At 59.4% G+C, this 15174-nt stretch carries 13 protein-coding genes and 1 riboswitch; of the genes, 9 read left to right on the top strand and 4 right to left on the bottom strand.

Going from position 1 to position 15174, the window contains the following annotated elements:
• Positions 1-3: 3 nt before the first annotated feature.
• The 4 genes from GGE33_RS18475 to GGE33_RS18460 form a co-directional block, all read right to left on the bottom strand.
• A complete protein-coding gene (locus tag GGE33_RS18475; RefSeq protein ID WP_246436268.1) occupies positions 4-999 on the bottom strand; it encodes an ABC transporter permease in 996 nt (331 codons plus the stop codon).
• A gap of 83 nt (positions 1000-1082) precedes the next feature.
• The gene (locus GGE33_RS18470; protein ID WP_183826331.1) at positions 1083-2612 is read right to left on the bottom strand and encodes a sugar ABC transporter ATP-binding protein; all 1530 of its coding nucleotides are present in this window, start codon (positions 2610-2612) and stop codon (positions 1083-1085) included.
• Complete coding sequence (locus GGE33_RS18465) at positions 2609-3226, bottom strand: DUF2291 family protein (RefSeq protein WP_183826328.1); 618 nt, start codon at positions 3224-3226, stop codon at positions 2609-2611. Before GGE33_RS18465 ends, GGE33_RS18470 begins: the two co-directional genes overlap by 4 nt.
• Positions 3227-3295: 69 nt before the next feature.
• Entirely contained in the window at positions 3296-4237 is a 942-nt protein-coding gene (locus tag GGE33_RS18460; protein ID WP_148146921.1) for a D-ribose ABC transporter substrate-binding protein, read from the bottom strand.
• A 377-nt stretch (positions 4238-4614) separates the two neighbouring features.
• Between GGE33_RS18460 and GGE33_RS18455 the strand changes: the two genes are divergently transcribed.
• The 9 genes from GGE33_RS18455 (at position 4615) to GGE33_RS18415 (ending at position 14897) form a co-directional block, all read left to right on the top strand.
• Entirely contained in the window at positions 4615-5595 is a 981-nt protein-coding gene (locus GGE33_RS18455; RefSeq protein ID WP_183826325.1) for a sugar phosphate isomerase/epimerase family protein, read from the top strand.
• A 58-nt stretch (positions 5596-5653) separates the two neighbouring features.
• The gene (locus tag GGE33_RS18450) at positions 5654-6475 is read left to right on the top strand and encodes a transketolase (RefSeq protein ID WP_183826322.1); all 822 of its coding nucleotides are present in this window, start codon (positions 5654-5656) and stop codon (positions 6473-6475) included.
• Positions 6475-7437 (top strand): transketolase family protein, encoded by a 963-nt coding sequence (locus GGE33_RS18445; protein WP_183826319.1) that lies wholly within the window; start codon positions 6475-6477, stop codon positions 7435-7437. The genes GGE33_RS18450 and GGE33_RS18445 overlap by 1 nt, the downstream gene beginning before the upstream one ends.
• Complete coding sequence (locus GGE33_RS18440) at positions 7434-8912, top strand: FGGY-family carbohydrate kinase (protein ID WP_183826316.1); 1479 nt, start codon at positions 7434-7436, stop codon at positions 8910-8912. Before GGE33_RS18445 ends, GGE33_RS18440 begins: the two co-directional genes overlap by 4 nt.
• 266 nt (positions 8913-9178) lie before the next feature.
• On the top strand, positions 9179-10417 hold the full coding sequence (locus GGE33_RS18435; RefSeq protein WP_183826312.1) for an ABC transporter substrate-binding protein: 1239 nt from the start codon (positions 9179-9181) through the stop codon (positions 10415-10417).
• A gap of 92 nt (positions 10418-10509) precedes the next feature.
• Entirely contained in the window at positions 10510-11409 is a 900-nt protein-coding gene (locus tag GGE33_RS18430; protein WP_148146933.1) for a carbohydrate ABC transporter permease, read from the top strand.
• Positions 11406-12281: a carbohydrate ABC transporter permease gene (locus GGE33_RS18425; protein WP_148146935.1), complete on the top strand. Its 876-nt coding sequence runs from the start codon at positions 11406-11408 to the stop codon at positions 12279-12281. The genes GGE33_RS18430 and GGE33_RS18425 overlap by 4 nt, the downstream gene beginning before the upstream one ends.
• A 27-nt stretch (positions 12282-12308) precedes the next feature.
• Positions 12309-13826, top strand: coding sequence for a DUF5060 domain-containing protein (locus GGE33_RS18420; protein ID WP_183826310.1), 1518 nt, complete (start codon positions 12309-12311; stop codon positions 13824-13826).
• A gap of 12 nt (positions 13827-13838) precedes the next feature.
• Positions 13839-14897, top strand: coding sequence for an ABC transporter ATP-binding protein (locus tag GGE33_RS18415; RefSeq protein WP_183826307.1), 1059 nt, complete (start codon positions 13839-13841; stop codon positions 14895-14897).
• 94 nt (positions 14898-14991) lie between these two features.
• Positions 14992-15103, top strand: a riboswitch (TPP riboswitch).
• Positions 15104-15174 lie beyond the last annotated feature (71 nt).

The raw sequence follows: 15174 nt of genomic DNA, 5'->3' as shown, positions 1-15174 counted from the left end.
TCCTCAATTCGCGTTCTGCTGCAGGACGACACGAGCCTGCAGCTTCTGCTGCACCTGATCGACGACAACGGCGGCGATGATGACGAGACCTTTGATGACGGTCTGCCAGAAGGACGAAACGCCCATCATGATAAGCCCGTCGGCAAGAATGCCGATCACGAATGCACCAACAATGGTGCCGGCGATGCGGCCGCGTCCACCTGACATGGATGTACCGCCAAGAACGGCTGCGGCAATGGCGTTGAGTTCGAATGTCTCGCCGGTCGCCGGATGGCTGGCCTGCAGCTGTGACGAAATGATCAGGCCGACAAGTGCGGCGCAAACCCCGGAGAACATGTAAACGAACAGTTTCGTGCGGTCGACATTGACGCCGGAGAGTGCCGCCCCGCGCTCGTTGCCGCCGACAGCATAGATATGCCGGCCAAGCGGTGTGCGCGTTGCAAGATAGGCAGCGCCCAGTGCGACCACGACCATGATCCAGACGGAGACGGGCAGGCCGAAGAATGTACCCGAGCCGATGATGCGGAACGTGTCCGATCCGTATTCCGAATTGCCCGCGAGGTTGGGAAAGGTCCGGCCGTCGGAGAAGAGAAGCGCCGAGCCGCGGGCGACATAAAGGATGCCGAGCGTCGCGATGAATGGCGCGACATTCAGCTTTGTTATCAGCATCCCGTTTATCCAGCCTATGAATATGCCGACGACAAGGACGATGAGGCAGATCTCGATCGTGTTGAACTGGACGCTGTAGGCGACGCCGACAAAGCCGAGGTCGATTCCGTAGAGAACCAGATAACCGGCCACCATGGCGCAGAGGCCGACGATCGAGCCAACCGAAAGGTCGATCCCGCCGGCGATGATGACGAAGGTCATGCCGATCGCAAGGATGGCGTTGAGCGCCACATGCTTGGAGATGATCAGCATGTTGCCGGTCGTCAGGAAGTTCGGTGCCGCGATGGCGAAGAAGGCGAAGACCAGGATCAGCGCCACGAAGGTGCGCATGTGCAGAAGCAGCAGAAGCGCCGACGTTCTGGATTTGTGACCGCCGATCACGGTCTTGGCGTTGCCCGAGGCGTCGATGCTGCTCATTGTGTTTCAACCCTGTTCAGATTTGGGGTGGCTGCGGAAACGACCTCCGCAGCGCTTGCGCCGGCCGGAAATTGCCCGGTCAGCCGTCCATTCGCCATCACGAGTACGCGATCGGAAAGGGCGAGAACTTCTTCCAGATCGGATGTTACAAAGAGGATGCCCAGGCCATCCGCCGCGAGCCGGCGCATGGTGCGAAAAATCTCCGCCTTGGCGCCGATATCAATGCCGCGCGACGGCTCGTCCATCAGCAGTATTTTCGGCCTTGTCATCAGCGCCTTGCCGATGACGACCTTCTGCTGGTTTCCGCCGGAAAGGCTGGAGACCGGATGTTCGAGGCTGGCGATCTTGATGGCCATGCGCTTGACGAATTCCGCCGCCTTGGTGGCTTCCGCCTTCAGCGACAGGTGAAACCCGCGGGTGAAATCCAGAAGCGACGACATGGTCAGGTTTTCGCGGATCGTCATGATCTGCACGAGGCCGTCGCGTTTGCGATCTTCCGGGATGAGTGCCAGACCGCGACGAATGCGGCCGGACACGCTTTTCTCCTTCACCGGCTTGCCGCCGATGAAGATCTGGCCCGAGGAGTTCGGGTGCTGCGCCATGATGCATTCGAGAAGCTCGGAGCGGCCGGCGCCCATCAGGCCGTAGAGCCCGACGATCTCACCCTCGCGGACGGAAAGCGACATATGGTCCACGGCATAACCGCCGGCCGGGCTCGGAAGGCATACATTGTCGACACGGAACACTTCATTGCCGAGTTCATGGTCGCCGGTCTTCGGAAACTCCTTGGAGGCGCTGCCGATCATGTTGGCGACGATCCAGGGAATATCGACGCCCTGCATCGATCGCGATCCGGTAATGGCGCCGTCTCGCAGAACGGTGATGTAGTCGCCGATGCGGATCAGCTCTTCCAGCCGATGGGAAATGTAGACAATGCCGATGCCCTGCTTCTTCAGGTCGTTGATCACCCTGAACAGAACCTCGACCTCTGTGGCCGACAGCGCGGACGTTGGCTCGTCGAGGATCAGGATGCGGGCGTTTTCGGCAAGCGCCTTGGCGATTTCGACGATCTGCTGCTGGCCGATCCGCAGGTTTCCGAGCGGCGTATCCGGGTCGATATTCTGCTCGAGACGTTTCATCAGCGCCGCTGCGGCTGTTCTCTGCGCCTGGCTGTCGATATGGATGCCGGCGCGGGTCTTTTCATGGCCGACGAAGATGTTTTCCGCCACGGTCAGATTGGGGAACAGGTTGAGTTCCTGAAAAACGATACCGACGCCGTGTTTTGCGGCATCCGTCTTGTCGGCGAAGACGACCTGCTGGCCGTCTATTTCGATCGTGCCGCCGTTCAGCTGTTCGACGCCAGCGATGATCTTCATCAGCGTCGATTTTCCGGCGCCGTTTTCACCGACGAGAACGTTCACCGCTCCCATGCGCAGGTCGAAATCGACATTTTTCAGCGCCTGGGTGCCGGGATAGATTTTCGAGCCATTGCGGATCGAAAGGCCGATGGGATTGGCTTCCGTCATGGCGTGACCTCGATCGATACCGGCGTGATCAGCGGCTTTTCGCTGGCCGAACGGATGACCACGGCACCGACAAAATTCACCTTCTTGCCCTTCAGCTCGATATCGGCAGCGGGAAGCTTGGAGACGGCCTTGTCGTTCAGCGCGCGGCCGAGTTTCGCGTATTCGATCTGGTCGCGGAATGTCGAGAAATCGTAGAGATTGGTGGTGTCGCGCAAGGCGCTGCCCTTGACGACCGGGCCGAGCTGCAGCGTCGCATCAGCCTTTCCGTCGCCATCGACGTCGATTTCCGCAACGCCGGCCTTGGTGCTGGCGCGGGTATCTTCCAATACGGTGGCCGTGCCCTTGACCGGGAAATTCCAGCCGCCTCCGGCACCGCCAACACGGACGCCGTAGCTTTCGCCCGCCTTGTCGAGGCTTCTCTTGATCGCATTTTGCAGCGTTGCAAGGTCGGCCGCCTTTTCGGTCAGGGCCGGAACCAGCTTGGTGTCGAATGTCGTCTCGACGATCTCGGCGATTGGATCGGCAGCAGCTTCGCTATCACCGGTTTTCACCAGTTTGCAGCCGGAAACGGACGCGGCAAGAAGGCTTGCCACAAACAGGGTCGTGATTTTCATGGTACCCGCACTTCTTTAAGGCAAGAGGCACCCGGGACATATAGCATGTCCCGGGTGGGGATGGCGGTCTTATGGCTTCAGCGCGAAGGTCTCGAGCTTTTCGGCATTGGCGGCATTGATGAGAATGCAATCCATCAGCTGCTTTTCATCGAGGCCCGTCTTGCCGGTCTTGATGAACTTGTCCGCCTGTTCGACGGCGTTCTGCGCTTGCTGGTAGGCCGGCTGGAGAACGGTCGCCTTGATGCCGCCCTTCTTGATCGAGTCACGGACGTCGTTGGAACCGTCGAAGCCGACGACGATCACATCCTTGCGGCCGGCGGCCTCAAGTGCCGCATAGGCGCCCATGGCCATCGTGTCGTTGCCCGAGATTACACCCTTGATATCCGGATGTGCCTGCAGCATCGATTCCATCACGGTGTAGGCTTCGGTCTGTGACCAGTTGGCCGTCTGCTTGGCAACCAGCTTCATCTCCGAATACTGGTCGATGACATCATGATAGCCCTGCGAGCGAATGCCGGCATTGGTGTCGGATTCCTTGCCGAGCAGTTCGGCATAATTGCCCTTTTCGCCCATCAGCTTGACGAATTCTTCCGCCCCGAGCTGGGCACCCTGGTAGTTGTTGGAAACGATCTGCGAAACGGCAACGCCGGCCGTGGTGATCTCGCGGTCGATCAGGAACGAGGGAATGCCCTTGTCCTTGGCCTTCTGTACGGCGGCAACGGAGGCATCCGCGCCTGCATTGTCGAGAATGATGGCCTTCACGCCAGCTGCGATGGCGCTGTCGAAAAGTTCGCTTTGCTTGTTCGCGTCATCGTCGTGAACCAGAACCATGGTCGCATAACCCAGTTCCTTCGCCTTTGCCGCAGCGCCATCGGCTTCAGCCTTGAAGAATGGGTTGGAATGGCTCGGCGTGATGATCGCGATCGTATCGGCAGCAAGTGCCGTGCCTGACATGGCGCCGGCAATACCCAGCGCGACGACGGACATCAAAAGACGTTTCGTAAGCTTCATGATTACCTCCCGTTGAAAAAACACCCTCCCGTGGCGTCTATTGCGAACTATCGATCACTTTCGTTTAATGTCAATATGTTTTTGTTGTCTGCGCTTTTGTGCGTCAGTCACACCTTGTTGTTCTCGCTTATGTTGCAATGCGGCATATTTTTTAGACGGCATGCCGCCTGAAGTTCCAATAATTCACTTGAATGTTCTCTCGACGTATGTCAGTTATTTTGAAAACGAAAGAGATCGAAAGCAATCAAAAGTCTTTTGTTGGTTTGTTCGGGATGAACGCCTCATTCTGCGGAGGAAGGCGCATGGCGGCGCCATGAGCGCGCGGCATCATTCTTGAGATCCGATGGGGGCGATACGGAATAATCGGAGGAAACATTATGACTACACAACGTTTCGGCGCCGGAATCTGGCATTTCGCAACCTATCTCGACCGTTATGCGACGGATGGCTACGGCACGCCGCGCAGCGTCATCGAGGCGATCGATCTGGCCGGCCAGGTCAAGGATCTGTCGGTCGTCGATATCAACTATCCCTTCTTCGGCGGTGACTTTTCCAATGCGCAGGTAAAAGAGGCGCTCGATCGCAACAAGCTCGGTGTCATCGGCATCACGCCGGAAATCTACACGCGCGAATTCGTCAAGGGCTCCTTCACCAATCCGGATGCCGGCGTCCGCCGCCGCACCCATGAACTGGTGACCGAGGCCTGCGATCAGGTCCGTTATTTCGGCGCCGATTACGTCAAGCTGTGGCCGGGTCAGGATGGCTGGGATTATCCGTTCCAGGTGGATTACGGCACGCTGTGGAAGCATTCGCTTGATGGTGTCGGCCAGCTCGCCAGCGAAAACCCGGATCTGAAATTCGTCATCGAATACAAGCCGCGCGAACCGCGCGTTCGCATGAGTTTCGGTTCGGTTGCCCGCACGCTTCTCGGCATCGAGAAGATCGGCCTGCCGAATGTCGGCATCCTGCTCGATTTCGGCCATGCGATCATGGGCGGTGAATCAGCCGCCGACAGCGCCCAGCTCGCCATCGACTATGGCCGGCTGTTCGGCATGGATGTCAACGACAACTACCGTTCCTGGGATGACGATCTGGTCGCCGGCAGCCTGCATCCGATCGAAATCTTCGAGTTCTTTTATGTTCTGCGGAAGAACAGGTGGGAAGGCGTGTGGCAGCTCGACCAGTTCCCGTTCCGTGAAGACAGCGTCGCGACCGCAAATCACGCGATCGATTTCCTCAAAGCGGCCGACAAGGGGCTCGAGGCGCTCGATGTGGATGCATTGAAGGAAGCGCAAAGCCGTCACGATGCGATCGGTGCGCTGAAAATCGCGCAGAAGGCCCTGTTCGGCGCCATGTAGGCGCCGCTTGCGGCAACAGCCAGGTCCGGCTCAATCCGGCAATGAAAGGCCAATACCCATGTTGAAGAATGACCTCGTCGATACCATTCGCGAGAAAGCGTTGTGGATGCGCCGCAGGGCCTTCACGATGGTCCATGATGCCCAGCTCGGACATCCCGGCGGCGATTTTTCGGCGATCGACATCATTGCGACGCTCTATTTCGGCGTAATGCGGTATGACCCGAAAAAGCCGGATATGCCGGAGCGGGATCGCTTCATCATGTCGAAAGGTCATGCAACGGGCGCGCTTTACACCGCCCTTTGCGCTGCCGGCTATTACCCGGAAGACTGGCTGAAAACCTATATGCAGCCGCAGTCGAAGCTGAACGGCCATCCGAACCGCAATTATCTTCCCGGCGTGGAAACCAATACCGGACCGCTCGGCCATGGCCTGCCGGTGGCACTCGGTATCGCGATCGCCGGGCAGATGACCGGCAGCGACTACCGCACTTTCGTGCTGACCGGCGACGGAGAGCTGCAGGAAGGCTCGAACTGGGAAGCGGCGATGAGTGCCGGCAATCGCAAGCTCGGCAAGTTCACGCTGATCGTCGACCGCAACCGGCTGCAGCAGGGCATGGGAACGGAAGAGACCAACGGTCTCGATCCGCTCGACGACAAGTTCCGCGCCTTCGGCTGGGATGTCGAAGTGATCGACGGGCATGATGTCGGCGCTCTCGTCAACGCTCTGTCCGAACCGCCGGGCGGCCGCTCGAAGCCGCTCTGCATCATCGCCAATACGATCAAGGGCAAGGGCGTCTCCTTCATGGAAAACAAGGCGTCATGGCACCATGGCGTGCCGAATGCCGAACAATATAATACCGCCATGGAGGAACTGGTCTGATGGCTGCACCCGCCGCAAAACAGCAGGGTTTTTACGATTGTCGCGATGCCTGGGCACGCACGATCGAGGAGCTTGCCGAAAACGATCCGCGTATCGTCGCCGTCGTCAATGACTCCGTCGGCTCCTCCAAGCTCGGCGGCTTCCAGAAGAAGTTCCCGGATCGACTGGTGAATGTCGGCATTGCCGAGCAGAACATGGTGGGTGTCGGCGCCGGTCTTGCCAATGGCGGCCGCATCCCCTTCGTCTCGGCCGCATCCTGCTTCTTGACCGGCCGTGCGCTCGAACAGGTCAAGGCCGATATCGCCTATGCCGGCTTCAACGTGAAGCTTGTCGGTCAATCATCCGGCGTCGCCTATGGCGAACTTGGGCCGACACACCATTCGATCGAGGATTTCGCCTGGCTCAGACCGCTGAGCAATATCAAGGTCGTGGTTCCGGCCGATAGCTGGGAAACGGCTGAAGCGGTCAAATGGGCGGCAGCATATGAAGGCCCGGTCTATATCAGGCTGAGCCGCATGCCGGTGCCGGATCTTGTGGTCGAAAACCGGAAATTCCAGCCCGGTAAGGCGGAACTCGTCCGCAATGGTAATGACGTCACGATCATCGCCTGCGGCACCATGGTGCATCTGGCCGTCCAGGCAGCAGTAGAACTCGAAGCCGAAGGCATTTCCGCCCGTATCCTCAACATGGCGACCATTTCGCCGCTCGACGAGGCTGCTATTTCCGCGGCTGCCGGCGAGACGGGCGCGATCGTTACGGTCGAGGAAGCCAATATCCACGGCGGTCTCGGCGGCGCGGTTGCCGAGCACACCTCCGCCAATCTTCCGGTGCCGATCGAGCGGATGGGCTTTCCGGGCTTCGTGCCGACCGGCTCGGTCGAATGGCTTTTCGATCATTTCGGTCTGACAGCTTCCGGGATCGCCAGATCCGCACGCAAGGCGATCGGGCGCAAGCGGGGATGAGTGACGCCGGGAGGGGAGAATTCATCATTGCCGTTGACCAGGGGACGACGAATACCAAGGCGATCCTGGTCAATTCGGCGGGGGAGGTCGTCGCCAAGGCGTCTGCTCCCCTGACATCCAGCTATCCTCGCCCCGGTTGGGCGGAGCAATCGGCAGAGGATATCTGGGCGACGGTGCAGGCGGTCATCGCCGATATCGTCGGCAAGGCCGATGCCAGGATCGCCGGGCTTGCGATCGCAAACCAGCGCGAGACATTGGTCGTCTGGAATGCCGAGACGGGCAAGCCGATCGCGCCGGCCATCCTTTGGCAGTGCCGCCGCACGGCAAAGGCCTGCGAGGCGCTGATTGCCGAAGGCCGCGACCCGACGGTGGTCGAGGCGACCGGGCTTTCCATCAACGCGCTTTTTCCAGCCTCCAAACTCGCATGGGTGATGGAAAACGTGGCCGAAGCAAAAACGCTCGCCGCGCAGGGCCTGCTTCGTGCAGGCACGGTCGATAGCTGGTTGCTCTACAAGCTGACGGGCGGAAAGGAATTCGCCACCGATCATTCGAATGCATCGCGAACGCAGCTGTTCAATACCGGCACGCTGCAATGGGACGAAGGTCTCTGCGATCTGTTCGGCGTTCCTGTCACGGCCCTGCCCGAAGTCCGCTCGTCTGACAGCCGGTTCGGCGAAGTGGCCGAAGGCGCGACTGCACTCGATGCCGGTGTGCCGATCCTTGCGATGATGGGGGACAGCCACGCGGCACTCTATGGTCATCGCGTCCGTGCGCCGGGTCTTGTCAAGGCAACCTATGGAACCGGATCGTCGCTGATGACGCTGACGCCCGGACGGGTGTTGTCGAAAAACGGCCTTTCCAGCACGATCGCCTGGAGCGACCGGAACGGCATCGCCTATGCGCTGGAAGGCAATATCACCGTTTCCGCGCAGGCTGCCGCCTTTGCTGCCGAGATGCTTGGCCTGCCGGATGCAAAGGCCCTCTCCGCTCTTGCCCAGAGCGTTCCGGATGCCGCCGGGGTTGTCTTCGTCCCAGCTCTTGCCGGGTTGGGTGCTCCCCATTGGAACGATAATGTTTCGGGCACGATTTCCGGCATGACACTGGCAACGACCCGCGCTCATCTGGCGCGCGCTACGCTCGATGCCATCGTCCTGCAGATAGCGGACGTCTTTACCGCCATGGAAAAGGATCTCGGGGCAAGGCTTGATGGCTTGCTGGCCGATGGCGGTGCATCCTCGAACGATTTCCTGATGCAGATGCAGGCAGATGTTCTGGATCGGCCGGTCGCGAGGAGCGGTCAGGCTGAGGTCGGGGCGATCGGCGTCGCGATGATGGCGCTGACGAGCCTTTATGGGGATGCCCCAGGCACCGATGAAACCCGGAGCGAGTTCCGGCCTCAGCCCGACGCCAGTGCCTGGCGGCTGGAAGCGACGCGCGGCTGGCAGGCTCTGCTGAGGAGGTTGATTGCGCATTAGGATCGGCGAAAAGCGACACTGCCCGCAGCTGGCGGCGCTTCATTGCCGAGGCGGTAATCTGAAAGGCCGGCATGGCCTTTGGTTCGTGGCGGCCGGCCAGAGGATGTCGCTGGATGTTTCGACTACTTCCGCGAGTGGCTTTCAAATGAAAGCAACTTGGTTCTGAAATCAAACAAATCGGATAAATTCGAAAACATTTGACATGAAACGAAAATGATTTGATAGTCCTCGATCAGGACTTCAAGCGATCTTTGGGAGGAGATCTTATGAAAACGTTCGCAAGGCTTTTGGCTGCATCTGCACTGGCAACGGTGGCGACGGCAGCGCATGCAGAGGATCTGACCGTCTGGACGATCAGCTATTCTGCGGAATCGCAGGTGAAGGCGCTTCAGACTGCGGCCGAGAATTTTGAAAAATCCCATCCCGGTGTAAACGTCGAGATCGTCATGCGCGGCGTCGACGAGCACAAGACCGCCCTGCGTGTCGCGGCCGGGTCGGACAGAGGGCCGGATGTCTATATGAGCTGGGCAGGCCTCGGGCTTGGCGGTGAATATGTCAAGGCAGGTCTCAGCAAGGACATTACCGCCGATTACGCCAAATACGGCTGGAACGACCGTCTGACTGCCCCGTCTCTGGCATTCTCCAAGAGCTACGGTTCCGGCCAGCACGGCGTGCCTTTCCGCTTCTCCGGCGAGGGCCTGTATTACAACAAGGCGATGTTTGAAAAGGCGGGCATCACTCAGGAGCCGAAGACCTATGACGAATTGGTCGAGGCAGCCAAGAAGCTGAAGGCAGCCGGTATTCCGGCCTTCACTTTCGGCGGTTCGGTCAACTGGCACCTGATGCGCCTGATGGACGAAATCCTCGAGACCACCTGCGGCGCCGATGTGCATGACCAGCTGAAATCGATGAAGGCGGACTGGAGCAAGACCGAGTGCGCCACAAAGGCCTTCGCCGAGATGAAGATGTGGGGACAGAACTATATCCTGTCGCCGTTCATGGGCGTCGACCAGAAGCAGTCCTTCACCCTGTTCCTGGCAAAGCGCGCTGCGATGATGCTCGAAGGCGACTGGCTCGTCTCGCAGATCAAGGAAGGCGGTAACGTCGACGACTACGACGTCTTCCCGTTCCCCAACGGCACCGGCCGCCTCTATGGCTTTGCCGAATATTTCTACATCTCGTCGAAGACCAGCAAGGCGGATCTCGCCGCCGAGTTCATCAATTCGTTCACCTCGACCGAATTCCAGACCCAGATTGCCGGCACCTTCGGTGCGCTGTCCGTCAACAAGGAAGTGAAGCTGAAGGACGATGCGTCGGCCATGCACAAGGAATGGACGCAGATCTTCGCCGACGCGAAGGGCACGTTCGTCAACGGCGACCAGGCATTCCCGCTCGATGTGACGACCGAATATTTCCGCGTCATCAACGATGTCGCGGCAGCAAGGATCGAGCCTCAGGCGGCAGCGGCTGCAATGCAGACGTTTATCGGCAACCGCAAAAAGTAAATCGGGCCTCTGCCTGGTCTCTCCGCGGCGTCTTCGCCGCGGAGACTGTCGACCTGTGTCGCAGGTCAGGACTCGGGACAAACGGGTTTCCAATGTTCAATTCGAAAATCATGCAGTCCTCACGGGCGCAAGCCCTGATGCTTATCGGCCCGGCGCTGGCGGTTTATGCCACCTTCGCCATCTGGCCGATGATCGAAGTGGTGTTCTTGAGCTTCCAGCACTGGAACGGCCTCGATCCGCACCGGGAATGGGTGGGGCTTGAGAACTATCGCTACATTCTGACGAATGACGCGGTGTTCTGGGTTGCCCTGCGCAACACCATCACCTGGACAATTCTCGCCGTCATCTTCCCGCCCACGATCGGCCTGCTGCTGGCACTCGGCCTCAATCAGCAACTCTTTGGTCGGGTACCGATGCGCGCCGTCTATTATTTGCCGGTCATCATCGCACCGATCGCGGTCGCGACGATCTGGCGATGGATGTATGACCCGTTCTTCGGCCTGTTCAATCAGGTCCTCACCAGTCTGGGCCTGCAGTCGCTGATCAGCGACTGGCTGGGTGACCGCGAGATCGCTCTCTATTCGATGTTCGTCGCTTATACCTGGCAGTATGTCGGCTTTTCCATGGTGCTTTTCCTCGCCGGCCTGCAGAGCGTCGATCGTTCGCTTGTCGAGGCCGCACGCATCGATGGTGCGAGCCGCTGGCAGGTTTTCCGGCATGTGACGCTGCCGGCGCTGCGGGTAACGTTGGCGATCGTCCTCGTCCTGTCGACCATTTCCTCCCTCAAAGCCTTCGATATCGTCTACGGCATGACCGGTGGTGGCCCGGCCCAGTCGACACAGATGCTGGCTCTATGGGCCTTCATGCAGTCGATGCAGATCTTCGATTTCGGCAGAGGCTCGGCTATCTCGGTCATCCTGCTTCTGGTCACGCTGACCATTGTCGTTCCCTACCTGCGCTGGTCGCAACGTGATGAAGGAGCAGGCGAATGACTGCTATAGCACCCCGCCGCGAAGACGACGCCCTGCTGCTCAAGCCGCGCCGGGACCCGTTTCTGATCATCCTCTGGATCATCCTCGTTACCTTTGCGCTCGTCTGGATTGCGCCCGTCGTTCTGATCGCATTCACGGCGCTCAAGTCGAATGCCGAGGTTATGGCAACAAGCGCGTTCACGCCGCCGGAAGCCATCGCCTGGAACAACTTTTCCGGTGCCTGGGCGCGTGGCAATTTCGAGACGACGTTCAAGAACAGCGTCATCATCACCGTCATCAAGGTGCCGCTCGGCCTGATGTTTTCGGCGATGGCTGCCTATGCTCTGGCAAGGATCAGGCTGCGCTTCGGCAAACTGCTGCTTTTGTTCTTCCTCTTCGGTGCGATGATCCCGTTTCAGGTCATGCTGGCACCGATCTTCACCCTGGTGAACGGTTTCGGCCTGATCGATACCTATCCCGGCGTCATCCTGCCTTATCTCGCCTTCGGCGTGCCTTATCAGGTCTTCATCCTGCATGGTTTCTTCAAGGCGGTGCCGAAGGAGTTGTCGGAAGCGGCGCTGATCGACGGGGCCTCGCATGTCACCGTCTTCCGGCGGATATTCCTGCCGATCTCGCTGCCGGTGCTGGCTGCGCTGCTGATCCTCGATTTCGTTTCCACCTGGAACGAATTCGCCATGGCGCTGGTGCTGCTGCAGGACCGTCACATGTGGACCCTGCCGCTCGGCCTGATGTCCTTCCAAGGGCAGTTCTCGACCGATTACGGCCAGCTTAATGCGGCGATCGCCATGACCGTGTTCCCCGCCATCCTCGTCTACATGATCTTCCAGAGATACTTCGTCAGCGGACTGACCTCAGGCGCGGTCAAGGGCTGAAAATCCAATCATATTCAGGAGTTAGAAATGTCAGAACAAGTGAGCCGCTGGGATGTCTTCGAGTTCTCCGCCAAAGGTCCGGCAGGCGGCAATCCCTATCTCGACGTCAGTTTCGCAGCGACGTTCTCGCTCGGCAACCGCGATGTAACGGTTCCCGGCTTCTATGACGGCGACGGCGTCTACAAGGTGCGCTTCTGCCCGGAAACCGAGGGTGATTGGCGCTTCGTCACGACGTCGACCGACAAGGCGCTTGAAGGCCTGAACGGTCAACTCACCGTCGGTCCGGCCAAATTGGGCGTTCATGGCCCGGTACGGGTGCGCAACCAGTTTCATTTCGCCTATGCCGATGGCAAGCCATACCTGCCCTTCGGCACGACCTGCTATGCTTGGACGCACCAGACGGTCGAGCTGCAGGAGCAGACTTTCAAGACGCTCGAGACGGCGCCGTTCAACAAGATCCGCATGGGCGTATTCCCGAAGGACTATATCTACAACACCAACGAGCCGCTCTTCGACGTCTATGAGAAGCGCGCAGATGGCAGCCATGACATGGACCGGCCAAATTTCGAATGCTTCCGGCATTTCGAAACCCAGATCGGCCGCCTGATGGAAATGGGGGTCGAGGCCGATATCATCCTCTTCCATCCCTATGACCGCTGGGACTATTGCACGATGACGGAGGAGCAGGATTTCCGATATCTCCGTTATATCGTCGCGCGTATCGCCGCCTACCGAAATGTCTGGTGGTCGCTTGCCAACGAATACGATTTCCTTCTCGACACGAAGCCGATGGAACGCTGGGACCGCTTCTTCCAGATCATCGAGGAAGGCGATCCGCTGCGCCATCCGAAGTCGATCCACAATGGCGATGTGGACAAGAATTACGATCACCGCAAACCCTGGGTGGATCACGTCTGCATCCAGAACTGGGACGTCAAGAAGACGCTCGACTGGCGCGCCGCCTATGGCAAGCCTGTCGTCAACGACGAGCCGGAATATGAAGGCAACATCCCGAAGGAATGGGGCAATATCGACGCTCACGAGCTGATCCATCGCTATTGGCTGACCCTTTGCCGCGGCGGCTATATCGGCCACGGTGAAACATTCCTCGATGCCAATGACGAACTCTGGTGGGCAAAGGGCGGCGTGCTGCATGGCGAGGCGCCGGCGCGTATCGACTTCCTCCGCAAGATCTTCGAGGAGGATGCGGTCAATGGCCTGACCCCCATGCTGGAGCGGGGCACGACCTACAAGCGCGTATCCGCGGCGCAGGATGGCGACGTCCGTTACATCTATTTCGGCGAGCATCAGCCGGTCGAATGGGCGCTCGGCCTGCCGGAAGAGGATGGCGACTGGGAAATCGATCTCATCGATGTCTGGAACATGAGCATCACGCCGCTGGAGAAGGGGCCGCTGCCGAAGGTTCACCCGCAGCGCATTACCGGTGGTTCTCATATCACCAACCAGTTTGCCGCCGCGTTCGGGCTGACATTGCCGGGCCGGCCATATCTTGCCGTGCGCATACGCCCACGCAAGACGCATTAGAGAGGTATCATCATGGCGACGGTTCAAGTCTCCGATCTGCGCAAGAGCTTTGGTGCGCTCGAAGTGGTCAAGGGTGTTTCGATCGACATCCGGGATGGGGAATTCCTCATCCTGGTTGGCCCGTCGGGCTGCGGCAAGTCGACCCTTCTCAGAATGATCGCCGGCCTTGAGGACATATCCGCAGGGCGTATCGATATCGGCGGGCGTGTGGTCAACACGCTGTCGCCGAAGGAACGGAACATCGCCATGGTGTTCCAGAACTATGCGCTCTATCCGCAGATGACGGTTGCCCAGAACATGGGCTTTTCGCTGGAAATCTCCGGCATGAAAAAGGCCGAGATCGACAAGAAGGTTGCGGAAGCATCCGAAATTCTCGGACTGACCCCGCTCCTGCAACGCAAGCCGTCGCAATTGTCCGGCGGCCAGCGCCAGCGCGTCGCCATGGGCCGCGCGATCGTTCGCGATCCCGACGTCTTCCTGTTCGACGAACCGCTTTCCAACCTCGATGCCAAGCTGCGCGTGCAGATGCGCGCCGAGATCAAGGCGCTTCATCAGAGACTGGCGTCGACCATCGTCTATGTCACCCACGACCAGGTCGAGGCGATGACCATGGCCGATCGAATCGTCGTCATGCGCGGCGGCTGCGTCGAACAGATCGGCACCCCGCTGGAGCTGTACGACCGTCCGGATAACATGTTCGTGGCCGGCTTCCTCGGATCGCCTTCAATGAATTTTCTGCGCGGCAAGATCGAGGGCCAGTCCCTTCTTCTTCCGGGCGGAGAGCGACTGGCGCTGCCATCGCTGCCGAAGGGTGGAAGCAGTGGTGACGTCGTGGTTGGCATCCGTCCGCAAGGCTTTGCCGTCGGCACGCAGGATGGCGCCAAGGCGACGATCAAGGTGGTTGAGCCGACCGGCGCAGACACGCATGTTCTGGCCGATGTCGGCGGCACGGAAGTCACCTGTGTCGTCAACGACCGGGTGGATTTTGCGCCCGGTGAGGAGATCCGTCTGTCGATCAGTTCCGCCAAGGTCCACTTCTTCGATCCGACAAGCGAAGCGCGGCTCGACTGATCCCGCCAATGCAGGCACCGCGAGAATGCCATCCCGTTTCTCGCCGTGCTTGCATGACCCACTTGACCGGCCAACCGGCCTGTCATAGCCTCATCGCATTCACCAGGGGTGTCCCGGCAAGGGGCTGAGATTCTGCTATCGCGCGCAGTGACCCGTTGAACCTGATCCAGTTCATACTGGCGTAGGGACGGTGCAAAACGCTGCGATAATTCTCAAATCCGTAAACCGGATTCCGTGATCGGCGTTCTTCCATCTTTCCGGCTCTAGGACTGGGTCT

The organism is Aliirhizobium cellulosilyticum, assembly GCF_014198105.1.
GTDB classification, from domain to species: Bacteria; Pseudomonadota; Alphaproteobacteria; order Rhizobiales; family Rhizobiaceae; genus Neorhizobium; species Neorhizobium cellulosilyticum.
This window is presented reverse-complemented; position numbering and strand designations above follow the sequence as displayed.